Below are 21262 nucleotides of genomic sequence, written 5' to 3' on the forward strand. Positions count from 1 at the left end.
TGTAACGATCTTAACCAAATACGCGCAATTTATACCCAATTTAGCAATAGATGACGCCATTTTTTAGGATAAATTCGCCCTATCCTTCGGAGGTGAAGGCAAAGTGAATCTGGGGATGATCCTCCATGGTGCGTTCGAGTGTCCAGCGGTTGGTGGCTAAAAAGACGAAGCGTTCTTTGCTATCGAGGGCGATTTTGTTCTCATAAAAGCCAAAGAAGCGATCCCATGCCTCTTTGTTTGGACTAGAGACCCAGCAGGCGATGTTGAAGTCGACCCCTTCAAAACTACAGGAGGCACCATACTCGCTGGTGAGGCGAAATTGGGTTACATCAAACTGCAAGACACCCACTGCACCGATGAGGCGCTCCTTGCTGTAGTAGGTGGTAAAGACTTGGATAACGCCCTCTTCGCTAAGTTCGGTAAGGGCGCGGTTAAATTGTTTACTCTTGAGCGGATCTTTATTGAGGATGCGTCGAAAGAGTTGGGGCGAGAAGGCAGGAATGCCCTTAAAGTCGAGCCTCTCTCCTTCGGTGATAGCGTCGCCAATGCGAAAGAGACCCGTATCGTGTAGTCCAATAATATCGCCAGGATAGGCCTTATCGGTGGCCTCACGACTCTGTGCCATAAAGGCAAGCGGGGTTGCCGTGCGATAGGTTTTGCCGGTGCGTGGGTGGGTGTAGAGTTTGTTCTTTTCAAACACGCCACTACAGATACGCATAAAGGCGATGCGGTCGCGGTGTTTGGGGTCGAGGTTGGCGTGAATTTTGAAGATAAAGCCACTAAGTGTTGGCTCATCGGGTTGAATCAGGCGCTGTTCGGTGGCAAATGCCCCAGCCGATGGCGCATACTTCGCCAAGGCATTAAGGAGTTCTCGTACGCCAAAGTTGTTGAGGGCGCTGCCAAAGAGAACGGGGGAGATCGTTCCTTTAAGGTAATCTGCTTGGTTGAGGGTGGGGTAGACCCCACGGATCATCGCGAGATCTTCTTTAAGTTTGGTAAGGAGATGCTCGGCGATGTGGCCTTTAACTTCGGCACTATCGAGATCTTTACCATCGATCATTTTGGCTTCAAGATCGGTGGCGTGAGCATCAAAGAGGAGGATGTTGTCTTCTAAAAGATTGTAGACTCCCTTAAAGGCTTGTCCTTGTCCGATGGGCCAACTAAGGGGGGTAACTTGGAGATTGAGCTCGCGTTCTACTTCATCGAGAACTTCGAAGGGATCTTTGCCTTCGCGATCGAGCTTATTGAGGAAGGTGATGATGGGGGTGCGACGCATGCGACAAATTTCACAAAGCTTTCGGGTGCGCTCTTCCACGCCTTTCACACTGTCGATAACCATGAGGGCGGAGTCGACGGCAGTAAGCGTACGATAGGTATCCTCACTGAAATCGGCGTGCCCTGGGGTGTCTAGGAGGTTGACCTTGCGTCCGGCGAAGTCAAAGCCCATGACCGAGGTGCTAATTGAGACACCACGCTCCTTCTCCATCTGCATAAAATCGCTCACGGTACCACGTCCGCCATGTTTGGCTTTAACCAATCCGGCTGCTTGAATGGCGCCCCCAAAGAGCAAGAGCTTCTCGGTGATGGTGGTCTTACCGGCGTCGGGGTGAGAGATGATAGCAAAGGTTAATCGGGGCAAGTGCGACATGGCAGATGATACTCCTGAAATCTTTAATTTATAAAGTAATGGTTTATCCTAGCGTATTTTGCACTTTTTGGCAAGATAGTTGCGCTTTTTTTTCGTGCTGGTCGATATGTTAGAGCGTATGCGTTGGAATTTTATGGCTGAAGAGAGAGGAGTGGATATGGACGATTTATGGCAGAGCCCATGGGCAGATCGGTATGCAAGTAAGGCGATGCTTCGCCTTTTTGGTGCTAAGTCACGGGCGTATCACTGGCGACTGATGTGGTATTATCTGGCTAAAGCACAGCATCAGTTGGGTCTACCGATTACGCATGAGCAGGTAGAGGCGCTGAAGGCACACTTAGAGAGCATCGATTTGTTGGCGGTGCGCACCTATGAGAAAGAGCTCAAGCACGATGTGATGGCACACCTACACGCCTATGCCGATCAAGCACCAAGCGCGCGCGCAATCTTGCACTTGGGAGCAACTAGTGCCGATATCACCGACAATGCCGATATGTTGATGATGCGTCAAGGGCTCAAGTTGATTGAAGCGGATCTGGTCTTGACCATGCATTGGCTCAACCAGTTTGCAAAGACGCATGCAGGCGTAGTAACCTTGGGCTTTACGCACTTTCAAAGCGCTACGGCCACCACGGTGGGCAAGCGTGCGACGCTCTGGTTGGAGAGTTTGTCTAGCGATCTGGACGATTTACTTAGCCTTATCGCGCGCCTACCGATGAAGGGCTTTAAAGGAGCAACGGGGAGCGCCGAGAGTTATCATGCGCTCTTTGATGGTGATTATACGCGATATCGTGAAATGGAGCAGTTGATCGCGACATATGCGGGTTTTAGTCAGATTCAAGCCGTAGCAGGACAGACTTATGATCGTAAGTGGGATTTGCGGGTGATGGATCTCTTGAACCAAATTGCTGTGAGCGCCCATAAGATCTCGAATGACTTGCGTCTCTTACAACATCTTAAAGAGTTTGAGGAGCCGTTCTCCTCGCAACAAGTAGGGTCGTCGGCAATGGCCTATAAGCGCAACCCCATGAAAGCCGAGCGGGTGAGTGCCTTGGCAAAGTGGGTCAGTTCGTTGCACAGTGGCAGTGTCAGCACCGCCTCGACCCAGTGGCTTGAGCGCACGCTTGATGACTCGGCGATTCGTCGCTTGAACATTCCTCAGGCATTTTTTGGCGTTAATGCCCTGTTACGTTTGCTCCAAGGCATCTTTCATGATGGCAAGGTCTATGATAAGGTCATCGCGCTCCATCTTCGTGAAGAGCTACCCTTCCTCCTCACCGAGAAGATGATGATGGCGCACGTGCAAGCGGGGGGCGATCGTCAAGAGGCGCATGAGTGGATCCGTGAGGCATCGCACACCTTGACCTTGGCGTTGAAGAGCGAGGGCAAAAAGCTCGATCTTATCCCACTACTCTTGGCGGATAAGCGCTGTATTTTATCCAAAGAGACATTAGAAGAAATTCTCTCTAGTCAAGCGGTGGCTGGCTTTGCAAAAGAGCAGACCCTTGCGTACGTGGGGTGGATGGAAGAACGTTTAGCGCCGTACGCCTCTTGGCTGGAGCAGGCAGATTTACCCCAACTTGAGGTGTAACATATTATGTTGCTTCTATTTAAAGAGTTCGTTAAGTCTGGCGAGCTCTTTAAGTTCGGGGCGATACTCAAAGTGCATAATATCGTATTGAGGCCAGCTACCGCCCCATAAAAATCCCTCTTGAAAGAAGGCGCGTAAGACGCTGGGGTGAATCTGCCATCTATCTTCTGGGGCAACGAGGAACCACTCAGGATTTCTGGCGCGCTCCCATAGCCAGTAGATCGGCTTGGTGGTCTTGATGGGGTTGATGTCGATGGCGATGCCGTAGGAGTGGTAGCTGATGCTATTCGTCCCTGCGATGTTGCGCCAGTAGTAGCTAGAGGAGTTGGTGAGGGTATTCAGAAATGCTTGAAGTGATGCGTCACGCGCTTTCTCTTTGAGGATGCTCTCTTCTACGCGCTTGAGGGCAGGGGCAACAAGTTTGTTCATTTTGAGACGCGTGCCTAGAAATTCCATCTCTATCAACTGTGCTTCGATGCTCTTTTGATCGTATCCCCCATAAAGCAGGTGATGAAATTGTCCATGATAGGTGGTGCGGGTGCGTTGCACATTAGGATTGGTGGAATTCTGAAAGCGTTGCAGGCGCTCTAGGGGCCAAGTGCGCATGTCGGCGGGTACTTCGCTCCATTGATAGCTGATGTAACTACGGTACTTGTCGACATGGGCAAGCTCACTTTTGGGTAGGATTCTCCCTTTTGCCCAGTAGAGATCGGTTTTTCCGGCAAAGGTGAGTACCCAGTCGCCGACTTCTGCATCGTACCCTAGGGTGAGCTGATGGCTCTGCTCGTACGTGTTGTAGATAGCCAAGAGACGTAACAATTGGGGTAATTCGATAGGGGTAAGGGTGTAATTTTTTAAGAGATTGGCGGGAAACCCCTGCTTGATGAGCGTTCTTTGGTGATTATTTTGCTCTTTGGTGCTAAAGCTCTCTTGCGCGAAATTCATGGTAGGCATAATTAAGAGCATTAGGCTGAATAATATGGATAGTTTTTTCATAACATTGTTCCTCTTCTCTTCAAAGTCATCGGGATTTTGGTGGATTAAATCAATGTTTTTTTGCGATGAGGGTAATTTATGCATATTTTTAGGAGGCAAGTTCTTGACAGAGGCTAGATTGTGGGGTATCCTCAAAAAGACGTGAAGAGACTAAGCATGATCCTCGCTTTTTTAGTATGGATGATCTCACCTTGGAGCTACGCCCTAGAAGTGGAGCAGTGGCAGAGTATCCTCAATTTTGGTGATCGCGATGAGGGTAACGCTGCGGAGCAGGCATTAGTTGGCTGGCTGATGCGTGAGGCACAGCGATTAGGCATTGACGCGACGCGTTATGATTTAGTGGATTTTAGCCGTAATGTGCACAGCTTTGGCGCGAATGTGGGCTACTACTTTCCGGGTGAGCGTGAAGAAGAGATTGTCATTTTGATTCCCCAGAGCCACTATGATGGTAGCTTACTCTTGGGGATTGCCTTGGCACAGGAGCTAGCTAAACACGACTCCTTGCGCTACACGATGCGCATCTTCTTTCTCTCGGGGGAAGAGTCGCCTCACTGGTTGGTTGCTAGTGCCAAAGAACGCGCCCTTAGCTATCCCATCGGCACAAGAAATTTGTTGCGCTTAGGCATTATCAATAACCAAAGTTATCTTCTTTATTATCAATTAAAATCGCCGACCAATACCTATACGATTGGGGCGGAGCAATATTTACGATCGCCTTACAGCGTGATCGCGATGATGCACCAGTTGTACGAACTGTTTGATCGGCAAATCTATTTACAACAGAGTAATGTCGTGCCACGTCGTTTTATTCGTGCGTATGCGCATGCGGTGGATGAGTATTTAAATCAAGAGTTGGCCACCGTGCTGATTAGCGGAGAAGATCAAGATGTTGTTTACTCGCTAGAGGAGGCGGTAGGTTGGGCAAACCGTCGGGCGCAAGAGAGTAGGGAGTTCTATCATCAACACCTTAGCGAGATTGAGAGCGAGTGGGAGATCAACTACGTCGTCTTTGGCAAGTGGATCTTGCGGGAGAAGCACTATCTTACGCTTTTGGTCTTTGGCCTCTTTTTACTTTTGATTGCTGCTGCCATTTCGCGTCATCAATTGCGATCGCAGTGGGTACGCTTTCGTCGTCAAGGTAAATCGAGCTTAGTGCTCCTGCCCATGACCTTCATTGCGCTCTTCTTGGCCTCTTTTATCACTTATTATGTAAACCATCAGCGGGGTGAGAACGCCTTTTGGCAATACATGCCCTTGATGTTTGTCCTCTACAAAGTGCTCTGGACGCTCTTTTTATCGGCGCTCTTTGGCAGAGTCTTTGAGGGCGTTCGTCGGCAAGGATCGAGCAAATTTTATACGTTCTCCGCATTGATTTTTGGCTTTGTCTCGTTGCTTCTCTTTGCTATGATCAATATCATCTACGCCCTTGGCTGGCTTTGGTTTCTCTTTATGTATACTTGCTATGTTATGGTAAAGCCCTTGTACCTGCGACTGGTCTTTCTCTTCTTAGCCCCTGTGATGATCATCTTTTTTGCGAGCGACTTCTTCAATCACGCTCCGCCGGCCATCGCGCAACTCTTCCTCTTCGACTCTATCTTAGGAAACATCATTCTCCTCTTTATCTTCGCTCCCATCTTCATGCTGATCATGTCGCACTTTAATCATCGTAAGCGCCTGCGCCTGCATCGCCTCCCGCCATATATCTCCTTCGTCATCTATATCGTGGCGATCATCGGGCTCTATGGCGTGTTGCGTTACTATCATCCGTATCGACAATCAGAGAAAGAACCGCTATGGCTGGTGGCGAGCGAGAGTGGGTTTGGGCAACGCAGGCAGAGTACCGCGCGTATCTGGAGTATCCAACGGCTAGGCGATCTTAAACTGATCAATAACACTAACCAAAAAGAGCTGGCACTGGTCGATATTCCCAATTTGGTGGTCGATGGCATCCCGATAGAGCCCTCGGGCTACGACTTTACCCTAAATGTAGAGTTTGAAGAGATCCTCAACCGCACCGCCAGTAACATCACTTTAGGTAATCTGGAGCAGGTGGAGTATCTCGACCTCTATATCCGCAGCGATCGTAACTTTGGCGTAGTCTCTGCCAACGTGCCGATGGACATCATCGATCAACAGAATGTCGTTATTTTTCTGGGTAAAAACCCTCCCAGCCAGATCGAAATTCGCCTGATTAGCAACGATCCTTTTCGCCTCCAAGTGCGCGCGGTGGCTAGCTACTCCTTGCTGGATCGGGTGACCTTAGTGCGTCATAACTCCTACCTCGCCGCCGCTTACGCCCACATCACGCGCGAGCGTTTTCGCACTGTCTTAGAGATTTAATGTAGAATTTTATTCGTTTAGGAATATTGTTTTTTATTTTGGTGGTGGGATATGAAAAAAGAGAACACATAACGTGTTCTCTAAAACGGAGCTGACGGGACTCGAACCCGCGATCCCCTGCGTGACAGGCAGGTGCGATAACCAACTTCGCTACAGCTCCATCTGATACTGATAATAGCATAGAGGCAAAAAAATGTCAAGCCCTTTGACAAAAAATTATCGTTTAAGATGCTTTTTGTGGCGATGCTTGCGTAGCGCGCGCAATGCCTCGGCCAAGCGGTAGAGGCGATAGCGCAAGCAACTCGTTGGCGCATCCCAAATGGACATGTAGTGGTGGATATCGCCACCAAAGCCAACCTTAAATTGATAGAGTCCGAACATCGGGTGGTCTGGGTTGGGTTCGGGGGGCAGACCAAAGAAGTCATAAGCGGTGCACCCCTTCTCTTTGGCAAGCTGGATGGCCTGCCACTGCAGGGCGTAGCTGGGCATCAGGTTGCGTTTGTGGTTGCTACTTGCGCCGTAGACGTAGGTGGCGTGGGTATCGGTGAAGAGGAGAATAATACCCGCAAGCAGATCGTCGTCGTGGTAGGCCAGCAGGAGTTGGGCTTTGGGATAGTAGTGGTGCTGGTGGGAGACTTGAAAGAATTTCTGGTAGTAGGCAAGGGAGTGTATCGTGATGCCGTCGCGTTTAGCGGTCTCTTTGTAGAGGTCGTACCACTTAACGACATCGTGGATGGGCGCTTGGACGATTTTGACCCCCTTCTTTTCGGCAAGACGGATATTATAACGTGTCTTTTTGTGCATCTTCTCTAGGATCGTTTCGAGATCGGGCTGGAGGTTGAGGATAGTGGTGTCGGCTGGTTGGATCGAGAGGCTAGGAAGATCCTTGAGATAGCTACGAAAGTGGGTGATGGCTCCTTGGGTGCGCGGTAGGTTGAGATCCCATCGCACCAAAAAGAGGTCAGGAATATGGCGCTTCATGAGCTTTGCGGTCTGCTTGAGGATGCTCGGGATTGCCTGCGGATCGAGGTGGTTAAGGTTGGGGTGAGGTACGTAGGCAAGGGTAAGGGTTGGCGCGAGAGATCGCGTAAGCACGAGGATGAAGGTAGGATCCGCGCCCTCGATATTAAGGCGAAAGGTGTGCGCCTGCCAGCCAAAATTCTCTTTAAAATAGGCCCAAAATTCAGTTTGTAGAAAGTTATTGCTCGCCAAAAGAGGCTCTCTAAATAGGGTAACTTGACTCATATAGCAATATTATGCCATAAAAAGAGGCATTTGGCAAGCACACCTAAGGAAAAATGGGGAAAGGCTCTTGACAAAAAAAAATCTTTTTGATATGATAGTAGCAGACATGGTAAGCGTAGTTCAGTCGGTAGAGCCCCAGATTGTGATTCTGGTTGTCGCGGGTTCAAGTCCCGTCGCTTACCCTCCTATGCACTCGTAACTCAGCTGGATAGAGTGACAGACTTCGAATCTGTAGGTCGTGGGTTCGAATCCTACCGGGTGCGTTTGGAATTTTTAAAACATGGGCCGCTAGCTCAGCTGGTAGAGCGACAGACTCTTAATCTGTTGGTCAAAGGTTCGATCCCTTTGCGGCTCACTTTATCAAGAGAGGTTAAGCTTTTATCGGCTTGCCTCTCTTTTTTTTGTCTATCTTTTATAGACACTTGTGATTTTTTTGATTATTGTAAGGGAGGAGAGTTTTTTATGAAAAACATGATTAAATTAGCGCTAGTTTTTATTGTTTCGATCAGTATGCTTCATGCCAGTACCCCGATTGGGCGAGAGATCGCGCTGGAGTGGAGTGCAGACAATGGTACGCGCGCGGTACGACTTATCCGTGAAACTGAAGGCGAAGAGAATCGCTTCATTTTAGAGTATATCATGCATGAGCCGTTGGTAGAGTTTGATACGATAGCCTTGCGTTTTGCGAAGGGTACCTACCTTTGGAGCGTGCAGGATGTGAAGGAGCGTGGCTTTCGTTATGTAAAAGGGGATCCTAGTAACGAGTTTATGGGGCGGGCAAATCCGCAGTTGGGAATGAAGCCACCACAGTTGCAACGTCCGGTGAGTATGGGCGGGAATTTATGGTTGCAAGGGCGCTATCGTCGCACCCCGATGCCAACGCTTGTGCGTGAGGAGGTCTTTCATATGGAGATGGATTTAAACGAACAGGTGTTGCGTGAGATGAAAAATTCTAATTATTTAGAGCTTCATCTTTTTGATAGTCAGACTGATATTACACGTGAGGCGTTTATTTTAGATCAGAATCAACTTGAACTGGTGCATTTATACCTGATGGAGCAACTTAAATAATTTTTTATGTTCAATAAAGATGATTATGTAATTGGCACTCTTTTAGAGAGTGCCCGTTTGGCATTAGCACCGATATCAGAGAGTCCACTATTGGATGCGCAGTTGCTTTTGGCGAGGAGCATGGGTTGTAGTCGTACGGCACTGTTGGCGAACGATCCTCATGGATTGGTGAGTGATGCGATTTATGCGCAATTTCAGGAGTTCTTGGAGAAGCGCCTAGCTGGTTATCCTGTAGCGTATTTATTAGGTTACAAGGAGTTTTACGGCAGGAATTTTTATGTGGATGAGCGTGTTTTAATCCCCCGTCCAGATACGGAAATTCTAGTGGAAGCGGTTATTCAATACGCGCAAACGCATGCCGTGCAACGCATCCGTGAGGTGGGTTTTGGCAGTGGGGCAATCGCACTTACGCTAGCTTGTGAGTTGGAGCATAAAATGATTATCGCTAGTGATGTGAGCGCTGATGCCTATGCGGTTTTTGCGAAAAATCATACAAACTTGAAAGCTTCTCTACGCAGTGAAGTGCACTTTTTTGTGGGTAATTTGTGGGACGATGGGGGGGATGCGGATATTTTAGTCTCGAATTTACCCTATCTTACGAGAGCAGAGACCCAAGAGCGCATGGAGCTTTTGTGGCGCGAACCTGCTTTGGCACTAGATGGTGAAGTGGAAGTCGGCGACGGTGGTCTTGGACTCATTTATCAACTAATTGAGCAGGCTAAAGGGCGCGTACAAGCACTCTTTTTGGAGGCAAGCAGCGAGCAGATGCCCCATCTGGCACAGGCGCTACGTCAGGCTAACTTTCCCAACATCTTTATAGAAAAGGATTTGGCGGGAAGCGCGCGCGTAATATGGGCTTTTTTAAGATAAGATTTTGCATTTTATATAGTAGGTTACTAGACGCATTTTGAAAAAAGATGTATAATGGAAGATGTGATGAGGATGGTTAAAGCATGCGAAATATTGCCATAGTGATTTTTCTTCTTGTTGCCGGCGCAATGTTTACGGTAAGTGCCCTCGCCGTAGGTAAGTTTGATAGTTACCATGCACGGGTATTATTCTTTTTTAACGAAGCAAAACAGCGCAAAGAAGGGAGTATTCTTGCCCAAAAAGGGCAGAGTCAGGTTGAAGATGCGATTCGTTTTTACCTGCTAGCATTGTTGAGTCGCCCTGCCAACGGCAACATGCGGCCCATCTTTGACGGTCTTGCGCATGTACGTGCGGTGCATCTTTTACCTCATCAAAGTGTGGTGGTGGTAACTTGGCCCGAAATCGTGCATTTCCGTGGCGATTTAACTCTCGATATGGAGCTTGTTGAGTATGGCTTAAACTTCAACTTTCCTGAGTTAGCCCCTTTTTCGTTAGTGATCGACAAAGGAATTGCCTGATGGTTTGAGTTATTGAGAATTTTGGACGATAATTGATTTGGAAGATAGTGATACACTATGCTTCTACAAGATATTTTTTATAGGTAAGGAGCGTATAAATGAAACGAATTTTAGCGTTAAGTGGTGTCGCCATGCTATTCGCTGCTAGTTTCGTGACAGCAGAAGAAGCACAGCTAATTAATTTTGGCGATTTCGTTGCTGGTGATGATGGTCAGCATGCAGAGACCACTTTTGATTACAGCGTTCACGCTGGACAGACTTACACCCAAGAAGAGAAGGATATGATGAAGACATCATACGCCCTTCAAAACTGGGTTGTAACATTGAATGGTTCTGCTCGCAATGTCGTGGCAGATCGTTTAACCACTGCTCGCCCAGTTGAGTCCTCAGCGCGTGGCAAGACAGTGATGGGTGTGCGTGTGCACTTTCCAAGCAACGGTTCGAACAATGCCAATGCAGTCGTTCGTCCTCCCTTTCCAGTACCAGCCATCAACCCTACGTTGATTGAAGGTGGCATTGAGGAAGATGGCGAGCAACGCAATTACTTCGACGAAAATGAATTCGTCGGACGTGGTATTGTCAACAACGTTGGTATCCTTAAAATGGTCGAGATGAACATCCGTGGTCTCAACTTCCCACACTCCGTTAGCATTCTTCTTGAGCGCATCGGTGGTCGTGTTGAAGAGATTCCTATGGGTAGCTTAGACTTCGATGGTTGGAAGACCCTTACTTGGACTAACCCTTCCTATGCTTTCGAAGTACGCCAACGCGACCTTCGCCGTCTTCCTGTCTATCCTTACACCGTTCCTTACATCAAGTTGAATGGTATTAAGTTCTACCGCAGTGGACACAACATGGGCGGTGATTTTATCGCTTACATCGATGACATCGTGCTTGTTTTTGACAAAGCAGTACGTGATGACGTGCCTGTAGATATCGATGATGAGGCTGTTTGGAACATTATTCGTGATCGTGAAATGTCCCGCATGAAGATTGAGCTTCGCCGTCTTGGTGAGCGCTTGGTTTACGAGTTTACTCAAGCTAAGCTCATGGACACCACTCGTCCACAAACTTTCCCAGCTCATGGTGCGATTCCTGTAAATGATCGTCGCCCATCTGAGGTAAATGAGGAGTAATCTTTACTCTTAATGAGATCTTTAGAGATAATGAGAGCCTCTGCTCTCATTGTCTTTTTTTTCAAAATCGGGTATACTAAATAGCATGGCAGTAGGAAGCACATATTATGATATTCTCGGCGTAAGCAAAGAGGCCTCTTCGGAGGAGATTCGTAAGGCGTATAAGTCGTTAGCAATGAAATATCATCCTGATCGTTTAAATGGTTTGCCCGCTAGTCAGCAAGCAAGCATGACCGAGAAGATGAAAGAGATCACTAACGCATACACCACGTTAAAAGATGAAAATCTACGCAAAAAGTATGACAACCAACTCTATATGCAACAAAACTTTAGCGGAAATTCATCCTTCTCAGCTGGTGATCCTTTTCAGCGCTCTTCGCAACAACGTTATCACTTTTACACCTATCGCTCCTCGCGCCCGCGTGCTTCGGCTGGGGGCTCGTTATTACACGTACTCATTACCTTTGGTATTATCGCTCTTTTTTTAGCGATCGCCTTGATATTTTGGCCTATTCTTCTGATCTTATTTTTATTAAGCATCTTGCGAATTCGTATGCGTTAATCTTGAGTATCTTGAATAAGTTGATATAATATGATAAACTATAGCTAACATTAAACCGGTTGAGTGGTTGGAGAAGGAGTGTATTGATTCATGTCAGGACATAGTAAATGGAGTACGATTAAGCACAAAAAGGGCGCTGCGGATGCTAAGCGTGGTAAGATTTTCACCAAAATTATCAAAGAGATTGTGATTGCCGCTAAGGATGGTGCCGATGTGGAGAGTAATGCTAAGTTGCGCACTGCCGTATTGAAGGCGCGCGCAGCGAACATGCCTAAAGATAACATCGAAAAAGCGATTAAAAAGGGATCTGGTGAGGCTGGTGGGGCTGATTATGTTGAGCTAGTTTATGAAGGATACGCTAGTGGTGGTGTTGGTCTTATCATTGAAACCCTAAGTGATAATAAAAATCGTACAGCAGCGAACGTCAAGAGTATTTTGACTAAGGCTGGCGGGCAGATGGCAACGACCGGCGCGGTGAGTTATCAATTTAAGCGTATGGGGGTTGTTCTCTTTGCGAAGGATAAAGTAGATGCCGATATGCTAGAGGAGCTTGCTATCGAGATGGGCGCTGAAGATGTGCAGGTAGAGAGCGAGAGCATTGAGGTTCTTATTGAGCCTAGTGGGTTTGGGGCATTTTTGGATGCATTAGAGGCGCGTGCGATTCCGACGCTTAATGCGGAAATTAGCATGATTAGCGACCAAAAAGTGATGCTTGATAAGGAGAAGACACTGAAAGTTCTCCAGTTAATCGATAAGCTTGAGGACGATGATGACGTACAGACGGTCTTTTCCAATTTAGCAATCGATCCCTCGATGGATTTGGGTTAATTGATTATTTTAGGCATTGACCCCGGTCTAAAACATTTAGGTTGGGGGGTGATTGAGGCGCAAACGCCACAACGTATGCGCCATATTGCTCACGGGGTGATTACTACGGATGCCGCGTTTTCCATGCCTGAACGTCTATTCTCTATTTATCAAGATTTAGTTAAGTTGTTCGATAAATATACCCCCGAGGCATTGGCGAACGAGGCGCTTATTTTTAGCAAAAATGTGAGTTCTGCGCTTCCTGTTGCGCATGTACGGGGAGTGATTTTACTTCTTGCTATACAACAAAATGTATCCATCAAGAGCTTTGCTCCCAATACTATTAAACAGGCCGTTACGGGTAATGGTATGGCGAAAAAGGGTGAGGTTCAGCAGATGGTGAAACTTTTGCTTAAACTCGAAGAGATTCCTAAGCCCGACCATGCAGCCGATGCGCTTGCCATTGCGATAAGTTACGCGTATGGTGTACCGGCGGTGAGTGATCGATTAACGTAATGTAAAATATCGCGAGAAGATTAACTCAAGGAGACATCCAGAAACATCATGATGGCGAAACCGAGCATGCCACCGCCTGTAGCGAGATCGTTGTTACCTGCGCTCTGGCTTTGGGGAATAACCTCTTCAATGACGACGAAGATCATTGCTCCGGCAGCAAAACCTAGGGCAAAGGGAAGAATGGCTTGCATCTGAATTACTAAGAGCGCACCCACCACTGCGGCAATGGCTTCGACGCTCCCGGAGGCTTGACCCCAAAAGAAGGCGCGTCGTTTGGTCATTTTCTCTTCTAACAGGGGCATCGATACGGCGAAACCTTCGGGGATATTTTGGATACCGATACCTACGGTTAGCGCGATAGCTCCCGCGATGGTTACTTGTGGAAAGATCGCGGTTGCCCCGAAGGCAACACCTACGGCCAATCCTTCTGGAATGTTGTGGATGGTAACAGCGATAATCATGAGCATATTTTTACTTAGCGAGCTTTGTGGACCTTCGGTCTCTTCGCCTTTACGCATATAGCGATGCATGTGAGGTAAAGATAAATCGAGTATTCGTAGGAAAATACCACCACTGAGAAAGCCGACAAGAGGCCACAGCCAAGGGATATAGCCAAGCTCTTCGCTGAGTTCGAGGGCTGGGTCTAGGAGCGACCAAAAACTCGCTGCGATCATCACACCGGCGGCAAAGCCCAGAGAAGCATCGAGTAATTTACGATTGAGATGTTTAAAAAAGAAGACAAACATCGCACCAAAGGCGGTAGCGAACCACGTAAATGTCCCACCGATAAGCGCGGCAAGGACGGGGTTAATTGCTGAAAACCATTCTATCATATCTATTGGATCCTTTCTTTTTATTAAATGATGCGTGTTTAATGTAGCAAATTTTTGTATTCTTGTCTAGGTTAGAGCGTGGAAATGATCTCGGTGAGCATGGGGATGAGTTGTTTTTTACGAGAGAGGACATCTTGGAGAAAGTAGACGTGATCGCTGTGGTTGGGGTAGGGAATGAGCGAGATAAAATTCTCTTGCGCGGTGATGATGAGGTAGCTAGAGAGGGAGGTGGTGTCGGTGATGAGCAGACCGCAGAAGAGCGCCTCTTCGTCTGCCATCTGACTTGTAAGGAGATCGATATATTGTGCTTTGTTATGGAGAAAGAAGTCGGGGTTGCTAGTTTCGATTTGGCTTACGAAGAATTTCCAATCGTCTTCTTGATACTCTTTTCTATCCATCCCAATAACCTCGCTGGGGCTACGGTGCATGATGTGGTTTGAGGCTTCGGTGAGCTCTTGGCTTAGAGTTGTAATGTCGATTTGCGTGAGGCTGGCTAAGTAGCGAGCGGTGTCGCGGTCGATTTGCGTGGTGGTGGCGCTCTTTAGGCCGAGGGTGTCGCTTAAAATGCCACAGAGCAACAGCGAAGCAGTGGTGCGATCGAGTGGGGTATGTTGGGTTTTGTAGAGATTCGCCACGATGGTGGAGGTGGAGCCGACAGTTTGATTGATAAAGGTAATGGGGATGTTGGTTTTGAAGCCTCCTAAGCGATGGTGGTCGATCACTTCAAGGACATCGACATGCTCTACGCCACTAATGGCTTGGCTTAATTCATTATGGTCCACGAGAATAAGCGCGATGTTGGGACGGCGATTGAGATCGATCTCTTTGAGTAATCCGATGACTTCTGCTTCTTGGTTGACGACTGCTACGGCGCGCGCAGTGGAGTGTTCAATACGATTTTTTGCCTTGGCGGTGGTATCGTCATAATCAACTGCGGGGGTCTCCAATGCCGCATGTCCAACGGGTACGCTGTAGAGGAGCATGATCGAGGTGGTGGTGGCGTCGTGGGCACTGATGAGGATAGAGACGCCATGTTCTTGGGCGAGAGTTTGTAGATCGGGGTGGATAATATAGTTGTTGGTTACGATGATGATGGCCACTTTGCGTTCGATAATGTAGCGCTGAAGATCGATACGATCGCCGATAAGGACGATAAGCGTCTGGGGATCTTCGCGGTCGAACTCTTCTTTAAATGTCGAGGAGTAGGAGGAGGCAACCAGTAGCGTGTATCCCTGAATTTTGGTAGGGCTGAAGGCGGTGATGGGTTGCGCTTTCAATGTGGATTGAATAAGATCGAGGCTAGAGATGAGCAACGATCGTAAGGAAGCGGTGGTCTTTTGCATGATGTAGAGCGAGATGCTCTCGTAGCACAGAAGCTTGAGGTAGCGACGCTCATCATCGACGACGGGCAGGGTATCGATTTGCTCTTGGGTGATGATCTGCAGAGCGTCCCAGAGACTACGCTGATAGTGAATGGTTATCGGATCGGCTTGCATAAAGTGCATCACTTTGGGAATAACGTCGGGTAAGAGGAGCGGGAGGGGCGCATTAAAGCGTTGAAAAATATACTCGCTTTGGCTATTGGCAACGCCACTGCGGATGGCAATGACGTTACTATTTCCTTGCAACTGCTTGAGATTAGCATAGGCGTGGGCACTGATGAGGGAGTCGGCGTCGGGGTTGCGATGCCCCACCACATAAATTTGCTTGTAGGCTGTTGACATAAAATTCCTCTCTTTTGCTCCTATTATACCACGAAAGAGAGGATTTGGCGATTCTTTTTTTAAAGATTAACGTTGATTTAGAGCGAGGTTGCGCCAAGTTGTCCGCATGCGCCCAGGATTTCGTCGGCACGGCTTCTTCGCCAGCGAACCACTTGTCCAAAGCTCTCCAGTTCGCGCTTAAATTGTTCCATTTGGGCGATAGTGGGGCGAGTAAAGGTGAGGTTGGGAACGGGATTATAGGCGATAAGATTGACGACACAGGGGAGATCTTTGAGGTACTCCGCGAGCGCTTGGGCGTTGTCATTGACGTTTGGGATGAGGGTGTACTCGATGAAGAGGTCGTGGTATTTGCGCTTAATCGGGATACTCTGGAGGACGGCTTTGAGCTCTTCCACGGGGTAGCGATCGTTGACGGGCATGATGCTAGAACGCAGGGCGTTGGTGGGGGCGTGTAAGCTAATGGCCAATTTGATATTACGATAGCAGGTGGGCGCGGGCGTGCCTGCTTGACGCTGGTTTTCTTGGTCGATATCGGCTTGCATGAGTGCTTCGAGTTTACGTAATCCCGCTACTTCGCCGACGGTGGAGATGGTGATAAATTTGGTGGGGATACGAATTCCGCGTTGGTCGGAGAGAATATCGATGGCTTTGATGACGGCATCAAAATTGTCCATCGGTTCACCCATGCCCATAAAGACGATGTTTTTGATTGGTTGCTTCAAGGTGAAGCGGGCAAAGAAGTACTGCGCGATAATCTCTTGCACGGTGAGGTTGCGTGTGAGTCCCATCTGTCCGGTGGCACAAAATTTACAGCCACGTCCACAGCCTACTTGGCTGGAGATGCAGAGGCTTTTGTAGCTACTCATCGCGATCACCACGCCTTCACAGAAATTCCCGTCGGCAAGCGTGAGACGGAATTTAATATTACCTTCAACCTCTTCCACAAAGCTCGCCTCGGGGAGATCTAGGGGAATTTCTTCGGCGATGCGCTTAGCCACGGCTTGATTTTGGGCAAATTCGGGCAAGTGCATCACATGAGGTGTCCCTTGGCGGTAGAGCTGTTGCCAAAATGCCTTGGCGTGGTATTCGCGCTTTTTGTATTTAGATGCAAAAAGTTCGACGATTTCTGCATAATTATATTGTAATATATCGATATTAATCTTCTTCATAGCTTCTTATTGTAGCTAAAGTGGCAAGAAAAATCAATGCAGATGGGGGTAAAATATTACGATAAGATCGCTTTTATCGTCTGATTTTGTCCTGCCGAGAAGAGATGCGGTAGCCATAACCCCGTTGCCTGAGGCGAGGGTGGAAGGAGAATCTTCTCTTTAAGAGCTAAGCGAAAGAGCGCTTGGTGGCTATCGATGGAGGTCTGGTTGTAGGTGAAGTAGGCGTGATGTTGGCTAAAATTGGTGGAGGTTATTGGGGTGATTTCTGGGGTGAAATTTAGCAAGTGCGTTAGCATACGCAAGAGTGTCCGCGCTAAATAGGCAGGTAAAATTTCTGCGGTGGGAAGTTCGTTTTTGGCATTTTTATCGATAAGCAGATAGCACGCATAGCCAGAGAGCGGAAGTGCCAATTGCGCGATGGTGCAATCCTTTGGTAGAGGGATACCCGCACGTAAGAGATAATATCCTTTGGGGTGATGATGCCAAGGTTCATGCATGCAGAGCGCGCGGTGGGGGGCAATGTGTACCGCGTGAGCATCGAATGTTATTTGAATGGCTTGGATAGCGCGTTGGTGCCAATGCGAGGGATAGGGGTGAATGAAGGTTTGGGCGAGGGCGTTTTTGGCGACAGTCAGTAGTCCTGCTGGTTGATGTCCCTGAAGAATAGTGGCATTATTCAGCCAGAGATCGAGGAGGCGTTCGCCGTTTTGGGTATACAGATAGCCCCCACGCGATCGACGGATGGGAGGCAGTTCGCTTAATAGATGTAAAGAGCTAGCATCGTTCATGCTCTTCAGCATAGCAAAAAGAGCAAAAAAAGGCAAGGGTTGATCGATTTTTGCGAAGTTAGCTATTGACAAAATTTTTAGGGTGTGCTATGATAGGGAACATAAGGATATTCCTCCTTAGCTCAGTTGGTAGAGCAAAGGACTGTTAATCCTTGGGTCGTTGGTTCGAGTCCAACAGGAGGAGTAGAAAAGAGTTCTTGCAATAAGAACTCTTTTTTTATTTGCTTAGTTGTCGTGATGGTGATGTTCATCGCCTTCAAAGTGCAGATGCCCATGTTCAAGCTCTTCGTCGGTGGCGGTACGCACCTCTTTTACCTCAATATCAAAGGTAAGCGTCTTACCGGCATAGGGGTGGTTGCCATCCAGGGTAACGGTTTCGTCGCCTAGCTCGCTAATGCGCCAGACGATGGTGCCTGCTTCGTCGGCTTCGCCCTCGTCCATCACAAATTCCATATTGAGACTTAAATCTTGTCCATGAAAGTCGTCGATGGGTACCTGAATGATGAGGCTCTCGTCGTGATGCCCAAAGGCCTCTTCTGGGGAGAGCACGATGGTGGTGGTGTAACCGGCCTCTTTTTGATCGAGGGCAGCCTCAAAACCGGGGAGCGTGGTTCCGCTACCGTGAATGTAGCCGACATGTTCATTGGCGTTCGACTCTAAGAGCGTGCCGTGTTCGTCCTTAATGCTGTAGTTAAAGATTACAGCACTATTGTGAGAAATTTTCATGGTATATCCTCCAAGGAGATATTTTTATCTTAAACATACACCTTTTGATCAATTTAATCCATCGGGTGATTGCTTATCTTCTTTGTTTGGGGAGCTTTTGAGGCTCTCTTTGGGCTTCATGTGGGTGAGCTGGCGCATCATTTTTTCTAAGAAGATCGCCTCTTTTTGCGAGAGTTGTGCGCGCGCGATGATCGCGTGCCAAAAGTTAAAGAGATGGCGCTCGCCGTTCTCTCTGGAGATGGCGAAGAAGCCAATGCTGTCGAGTTGATTGGTGATGGTTTGGGCTAACTGTTGCGTTTCGGGCGCGCTAATGGGGTGAAAGTGAATATGCGTCGCGCAGTTGTGTTGATAGAGCTCATAGCAGACAAGCTGTACGGCCTGCGCGAGATTGAGGCTGGGGTATTGATCGCTGGTGGGGATGTAGAGAAGCTGATGGGCAAGGTCGACCTCTTCTTCATTGAGACCATTTTTCTCGTTGCCAAAGAGAATCGCCACGTGGCTATTGGCGTACTGCGGGAGATTTTGCGCAAATTCCTTGGCAGTGAGGCTAAAAAATTTACGATTTTTACCCAACCGTCGGCTGGTGGCCACCACAAGGGTCATGTCGGCAAGCGCTTGGGGCAGAGTGGCGAAGTGTTGGGCGTTTTCATAGATATCAAATGCGCTCAAACTCCACGTGCGGATAGCGGTTAAGTCCTCAGGACTCTGCATATCGACAATGCGAAGACGGTGCACGCCCATCGCTTTCATCGCTCGGCAGATGGCGCCAATGTTGGCTTGCCCTTCGGGTCGTACTAAAACAATGGTAATATTCTCTAAAACAGTTACATATTTTGCACAAGACATAGCTATCATCGTACCATATTTTATGGCTTTAGGCAAGATAGCGCAAGGCTTTTTCGCAAGAGGACTCTTGTCAAAAGTGCGTGGTTGTGGTATGATTTGACGCATGAGTGTGGACAAAGAAGATAAACTAGGCGATTTTTTACTAGAGAAGACCGAGAAAATGTTAACATGGCGCAAGCGACATAAAATGTTGTCGCGTGAGCGATCACGGCGTAAAGGGTTTTTCCTTGATCTCCTTACAAGTATCCCCAGCACCTTATTGATTGTCTTTTTACTTAATTTATACGTGATTCAAGCCTATGTGATTCCCTCAGAGTCGATGAACACAACGTTGCTCCCAGATGATCGTATTTTTGTCGACAAATTCCATTATGGTCCTGAAATTTGGCTTGGGGTGGACAAACATTTGCCTGCCATTAATCCTGTGGTGCGTGGACAGATCATCACGTTCCCCAATCCCGATTATGAGAGCAAAGGGGTTATCTTTGAGACACTACGTCGATTCCTCTTTTATATTTCTTTAACTTCTGTAGACATCGGGCGTGATGCACAAGGCAATCCGCCTATTGATCTTTTGATTAAGCGTGCTGTCGGCTACAACGGTGATCGCCTAATTTTCCGTGATGGGGAACTCTTCATTAAGGGCGAAGGTGAGAGCTTTGAGCTTCCTGAACACTTCTTTCAACGGGTCAATAACATCTCCTATTATACGCAACGTGGGTACACACAAGATAATAGCGAACTGGTTGCCAAGCTCGCGGAGTATTCGATCTATCGCGATTTACGCTTAACCCTACCCGCTCATTTAGAGCGATTTGAAGAATTTTCTCAAGAGCGCACCCGTTATTTAGGGCGCATCACGCAAGGCAATCCTTTTCCTAGGAGTTTAGCCAGCATGATGATTTATGCAAACCGTCAAGAGAAGTTGGATGATTACTACCGCCATAATCGTGGGATCTATGTCCCACATGGCTATGTTTTGCCCTTGGGCGATAATCGCGACAACTCTTTAGATGGGCGCTACTTTGGGGTTATTCCACAAAAAATAGTACAAGGTAGGGCATTTTTACGTATGTGGCCTTGGGATAGAATAGGTGGAATTCACTAAACACCATGAGAAAGAAGGTTAAATTTCGCAAACATTCGTATCAACAAACTCGCGCGATGATAAAGCAGATCTTTCGCTATGTACTCTTTATTTTTCTTTTGATTGCGCTTTTAACCTTTACAAAGTTTGCTCTCGTGGCCACTTATCGGGTTGAAGCGGAGGGGATGTCGCCCTATTATCCTAAGGGTAGTATGGTGATGGCAAATGCCTTTGGCTTAAGTGATTTTTATGATCATTTACCTCTTAATAAAGAGATTAAGCGAGGGCACGTTGTCTTATTGCAAACGCATCAGGAGAAGGAGGAGCAATCATGGCTAGGGTACTTGTTCAATCCGGGGTTACGCTTTATTTCGGGTAATTTTTTCTGGATTAAGAGTAAAAAAGAGCGCAGTGGCATTCCCCATCTCATGATGAAGCGCGTGATTGCCCTGCCGGGGGATCGGATTCGGCTAGAGGGCAATGAGGTCTTTGTCCAGACTCCCTCGCACACCTTTTTTGTGAGCGAATTTGAGGCCTCATCGTTACAATATGAGATTACAACGCCCTTGCGTCGAGAAGATTGGTTGCCCTTCTCGCCTTTCTCGGGTGATTTGGTTGAGTATCTCCTAGGCGAGGATGAATACTTTGTTCTAGGCGATAACCGTACGCTTATTAACGATAGCCGCAATTTTGGTCTCATCACAAAACGCGACATCCATGCGGTGGTACTCTTTAAGTACTTGGGTCGGTAGAACAACTTCCTGCTAATATAAAATACGCCCTTGTCAA

Annotated in this window: 20 protein-coding genes and 5 tRNA genes; 15 read left to right on the top strand and 10 right to left on the bottom strand. The window is 47.9% G+C overall.

Annotated features, from left to right (window positions below; all coding sequences use genetic code 11):
- Positions 1 to 79: 79 nt before the first annotated feature.
- Positions 80 to 1648, bottom strand: a complete 1569-nt coding sequence (locus PVA46_RS02150) for a peptide chain release factor 3 (RefSeq protein WP_167695125.1) — start codon at positions 1646 to 1648, stop codon at positions 80 to 82.
- A 157-nt stretch (positions 1649 to 1805) separates the two neighbouring features.
- On the opposite strand from PVA46_RS02150, the gene PVA46_RS02155 reads away from it, so the two are divergent.
- The gene (locus PVA46_RS02155; protein WP_167695126.1) at positions 1806 to 3239 is read left to right on the top strand and encodes a lyase family protein; all 1434 of its coding nucleotides are present in this window, start codon (positions 1806 to 1808) and stop codon (positions 3237 to 3239) included.
- Between the two features lie 15 nt (positions 3240 to 3254).
- Here PVA46_RS02155 and PVA46_RS02160 read toward each other — a convergent pair whose 3' ends face one another.
- Positions 3255 to 4235, bottom strand: coding sequence for a M15 family metallopeptidase (locus PVA46_RS02160; RefSeq protein ID WP_167695127.1), 981 nt, complete (start codon positions 4233 to 4235; stop codon positions 3255 to 3257).
- Between the two features lie 156 nt (positions 4236 to 4391).
- Between PVA46_RS02160 and PVA46_RS02165 the strand changes: the two genes are divergently transcribed.
- Positions 4392 to 6575 carry an acyltransferase gene (locus PVA46_RS02165; RefSeq protein WP_167695128.1) on the top strand — a complete coding sequence of 728 codons (2184 nt, stop codon included), beginning with the start codon at positions 4392 to 4394 and terminating at the stop codon, positions 6573 to 6575.
- An 86-nt stretch (positions 6576 to 6661) separates the two neighbouring features.
- Here PVA46_RS02165 and PVA46_RS02170 read toward each other — a convergent pair.
- Positions 6662 to 6735, bottom strand: a tRNA-Asp gene (locus PVA46_RS02170).
- 56 nt (positions 6736 to 6791) lie between these two features.
- Positions 6792 to 7820: a lipid II:glycine glycyltransferase FemX gene (locus tag PVA46_RS02175; protein WP_167695129.1), complete on the bottom strand. Its 1029-nt coding sequence runs from the start codon at positions 7818 to 7820 to the stop codon at positions 6792 to 6794.
- 109 nt (positions 7821 to 7929) lie between these two features.
- Between PVA46_RS02175 and PVA46_RS02180 the strand changes: the two genes are divergently transcribed.
- The 10 genes from PVA46_RS02180 (at position 7930) to ruvC (ending at position 13300) form a co-directional block, all read left to right on the top strand.
- A tRNA-His gene (locus PVA46_RS02180) sits at positions 7930 to 8002 on the top strand.
- Between the two features lie 7 nt (positions 8003 to 8009).
- Positions 8010 to 8083, top strand: a tRNA-Arg gene (locus tag PVA46_RS02185).
- Between the two features lie 19 nt (positions 8084 to 8102).
- A tRNA-Lys gene (locus PVA46_RS02190) sits at positions 8103 to 8175 on the top strand.
- A gap of 107 nt (positions 8176 to 8282) precedes the next feature.
- Positions 8283 to 8891 carry a hypothetical protein gene (locus tag PVA46_RS02195; RefSeq protein ID WP_167695130.1) on the top strand — a complete coding sequence of 203 codons (609 nt, stop codon included), beginning with the start codon at positions 8283 to 8285 and terminating at the stop codon, positions 8889 to 8891.
- 6 nt (positions 8892 to 8897) lie between these two features.
- Positions 8898 to 9761, top strand: coding sequence for a peptide chain release factor N(5)-glutamine methyltransferase (prmC, locus tag PVA46_RS02200; protein ID WP_167695131.1), 864 nt, complete (start codon positions 8898 to 8900; stop codon positions 9759 to 9761).
- Between the two features lie 83 nt (positions 9762 to 9844).
- Complete coding sequence (locus PVA46_RS02205) at positions 9845 to 10279, top strand: hypothetical protein (protein ID WP_167695132.1); 435 nt, start codon at positions 9845 to 9847, stop codon at positions 10277 to 10279.
- 131 nt (positions 10280 to 10410) lie between these two features.
- Positions 10411 to 11415 carry a flagellar filament outer layer protein FlaA gene (locus tag PVA46_RS02210; RefSeq protein WP_246226725.1) on the top strand — a complete coding sequence of 335 codons (1005 nt, stop codon included), beginning with the start codon at positions 10411 to 10413 and terminating at the stop codon, positions 11413 to 11415.
- Positions 11416 to 11500: 85 nt separating this feature from the next.
- Complete coding sequence (locus PVA46_RS02215) at positions 11501 to 11977, top strand: J domain-containing protein (protein WP_167695134.1); 477 nt, start codon at positions 11501 to 11503, stop codon at positions 11975 to 11977.
- 90 nt (positions 11978 to 12067) lie between these two features.
- Positions 12068 to 12805 carry a YebC/PmpR family DNA-binding transcriptional regulator gene (locus PVA46_RS02220; protein WP_167695135.1) on the top strand — a complete coding sequence of 246 codons (738 nt, stop codon included), beginning with the start codon at positions 12068 to 12070 and terminating at the stop codon, positions 12803 to 12805.
- Positions 12806 to 13300 (top strand): crossover junction endodeoxyribonuclease RuvC, encoded by a 495-nt coding sequence (gene ruvC / locus PVA46_RS02225; protein ID WP_167695136.1) that lies wholly within the window; start codon positions 12806 to 12808, stop codon positions 13298 to 13300.
- A gap of 20 nt (positions 13301 to 13320) precedes the next feature.
- Here the strand turns inward: ruvC and PVA46_RS02230 are convergent, their stop codons facing one another.
- The 4 genes from PVA46_RS02230 to PVA46_RS02245 form a co-directional block, all read right to left on the bottom strand.
- Positions 13321 to 14133, bottom strand: a complete 813-nt coding sequence (locus PVA46_RS02230) for a ZIP family metal transporter (protein WP_212603840.1) — start codon at positions 14131 to 14133, stop codon at positions 13321 to 13323.
- Positions 14134 to 14204: 71 nt separating this feature from the next.
- The gene (locus PVA46_RS02235; protein WP_167695137.1) at positions 14205 to 15857 is read right to left on the bottom strand and encodes a putative manganese-dependent inorganic diphosphatase; all 1653 of its coding nucleotides are present in this window, start codon (positions 15855 to 15857) and stop codon (positions 14205 to 14207) included.
- Between the two features lie 77 nt (positions 15858 to 15934).
- Entirely contained in the window at positions 15935 to 17026 is a 1092-nt protein-coding gene (rlmN, locus tag PVA46_RS02240) for a 23S rRNA (adenine(2503)-C(2))-methyltransferase RlmN (protein ID WP_167695138.1), read from the bottom strand.
- Between the two features lie 56 nt (positions 17027 to 17082).
- The gene (locus PVA46_RS02245; protein WP_167695139.1) at positions 17083 to 17814 is read right to left on the bottom strand and encodes a hypothetical protein; all 732 of its coding nucleotides are present in this window, start codon (positions 17812 to 17814) and stop codon (positions 17083 to 17085) included.
- 111 nt (positions 17815 to 17925) lie between these two features.
- Here PVA46_RS02245 and PVA46_RS02250 point away from each other — a divergent pair.
- A tRNA-Asn gene (locus PVA46_RS02250) sits at positions 17926 to 17998 on the top strand.
- A 41-nt stretch (positions 17999 to 18039) separates the two neighbouring features.
- Here PVA46_RS02250 and PVA46_RS02255 read toward each other — a convergent pair.
- Positions 18040 to 18540: an FKBP-type peptidyl-prolyl cis-trans isomerase gene (locus PVA46_RS02255; RefSeq protein ID WP_167695140.1), complete on the bottom strand. Its 501-nt coding sequence runs from the start codon at positions 18538 to 18540 to the stop codon at positions 18040 to 18042.
- A 48-nt stretch (positions 18541 to 18588) separates the two neighbouring features.
- On the bottom strand, positions 18589 to 19386 hold the full coding sequence (locus PVA46_RS02260; protein ID WP_167695141.1) for an RNA methyltransferase: 798 nt from the start codon (positions 19384 to 19386) through the stop codon (positions 18589 to 18591).
- A gap of 103 nt (positions 19387 to 19489) precedes the next feature.
- Here PVA46_RS02260 and lepB (PVA46_RS02265) point away from each other — a divergent pair, with 103 nt between their 5' ends.
- Both lepB (PVA46_RS02265) and lepB (PVA46_RS02270) read left to right on the top strand, forming a co-directional pair.
- Positions 19490 to 20494 (top strand): signal peptidase I, encoded by a 1005-nt coding sequence (gene lepB, locus PVA46_RS02265; protein ID WP_167695142.1) that lies wholly within the window; start codon positions 19490 to 19492, stop codon positions 20492 to 20494.
- A gap of 56 nt (positions 20495 to 20550) precedes the next feature.
- A complete protein-coding gene (gene lepB / locus PVA46_RS02270) occupies positions 20551 to 21225 on the top strand; it encodes a signal peptidase I (protein WP_274360310.1) in 675 nt (224 codons plus the stop codon).
- Positions 21226 to 21262: the final 37 nt, after the last annotated feature.

Origin of the sequence: Entomospira culicis (assembly GCF_028748145.1) — a bacterium.
GTDB classification, from domain to species: Bacteria; Spirochaetota; Spirochaetia; order WRBN01; family WRBN01; genus Entomospira; species Entomospira culicis.

Coding starts and splice junctions, on each gene's coding strand:
- PVA46_RS02150 (WP_167695125.1), bottom strand. CDS start 1,648: ATGTCGCACTTGCCCCGATTAACCTTTGCTATCATCTCTCACCCCGAC.
- PVA46_RS02160 (WP_167695127.1), bottom strand. CDS start 4,235: ATGAAAAAACTATCCATATTATTCAGCCTAATGCTCTTAATTATGCCT.
- PVA46_RS02210 (WP_246226725.1), top strand. CDS start 10,411: ATGCTATTCGCTGCTAGTTTCGTGACAGCAGAAGAAGCACAGCTAATT.
- lepB (WP_167695142.1), top strand. CDS start 19,490: ATGAGTGTGGACAAAGAAGATAAACTAGGCGATTTTTTACTAGAGAAG.
- PVA46_RS02155 (WP_167695126.1), top strand. CDS start 1,806: ATGGACGATTTATGGCAGAGCCCATGGGCAGATCGGTATGCAAGTAAG.
- rlmN (WP_167695138.1), bottom strand. CDS start 17,026: ATGAAGAAGATTAATATCGATATATTACAATATAATTATGCAGAAATC.
- PVA46_RS02245 (WP_167695139.1), bottom strand. CDS start 17,814: ATGAACGATGCTAGCTCTTTACATCTATTAAGCGAACTGCCTCCCATC.
- PVA46_RS02260 (WP_167695141.1), bottom strand. CDS start 19,386: ATGTCTTGTGCAAAATATGTAACTGTTTTAGAGAATATTACCATTGTT.
- lepB (WP_274360310.1), top strand. CDS start 20,551: ATGATAAAGCAGATCTTTCGCTATGTACTCTTTATTTTTCTTTTGATT.
- PVA46_RS02175 (WP_167695129.1), bottom strand. CDS start 7,820: ATGAGTCAAGTTACCCTATTTAGAGAGCCTCTTTTGGCGAGCAATAAC.
- PVA46_RS02205 (WP_167695132.1), top strand. CDS start 9,845: ATGCGAAATATTGCCATAGTGATTTTTCTTCTTGTTGCCGGCGCAATG.
- PVA46_RS02195 (WP_167695130.1), top strand. CDS start 8,283: ATGAAAAACATGATTAAATTAGCGCTAGTTTTTATTGTTTCGATCAGT.
- PVA46_RS02235 (WP_167695137.1), bottom strand. CDS start 15,857: ATGTCAACAGCCTACAAGCAAATTTATGTGGTGGGGCATCGCAACCCC.
- PVA46_RS02215 (WP_167695134.1), top strand. CDS start 11,501: ATGGCAGTAGGAAGCACATATTATGATATTCTCGGCGTAAGCAAAGAG.
- PVA46_RS02220 (WP_167695135.1), top strand. CDS start 12,068: ATGTCAGGACATAGTAAATGGAGTACGATTAAGCACAAAAAGGGCGCT.
- PVA46_RS02165 (WP_167695128.1), top strand. CDS start 4,392: ATGATCCTCGCTTTTTTAGTATGGATGATCTCACCTTGGAGCTACGCC.
- PVA46_RS02255 (WP_167695140.1), bottom strand. CDS start 18,540: ATGAAAATTTCTCACAATAGTGCTGTAATCTTTAACTACAGCATTAAG.
- prmC (WP_167695131.1), top strand. CDS start 8,898: ATGTTCAATAAAGATGATTATGTAATTGGCACTCTTTTAGAGAGTGCC.
- PVA46_RS02230 (WP_212603840.1), bottom strand. CDS start 14,133: ATGATAGAATGGTTTTCAGCAATTAACCCCGTCCTTGCCGCGCTTATC.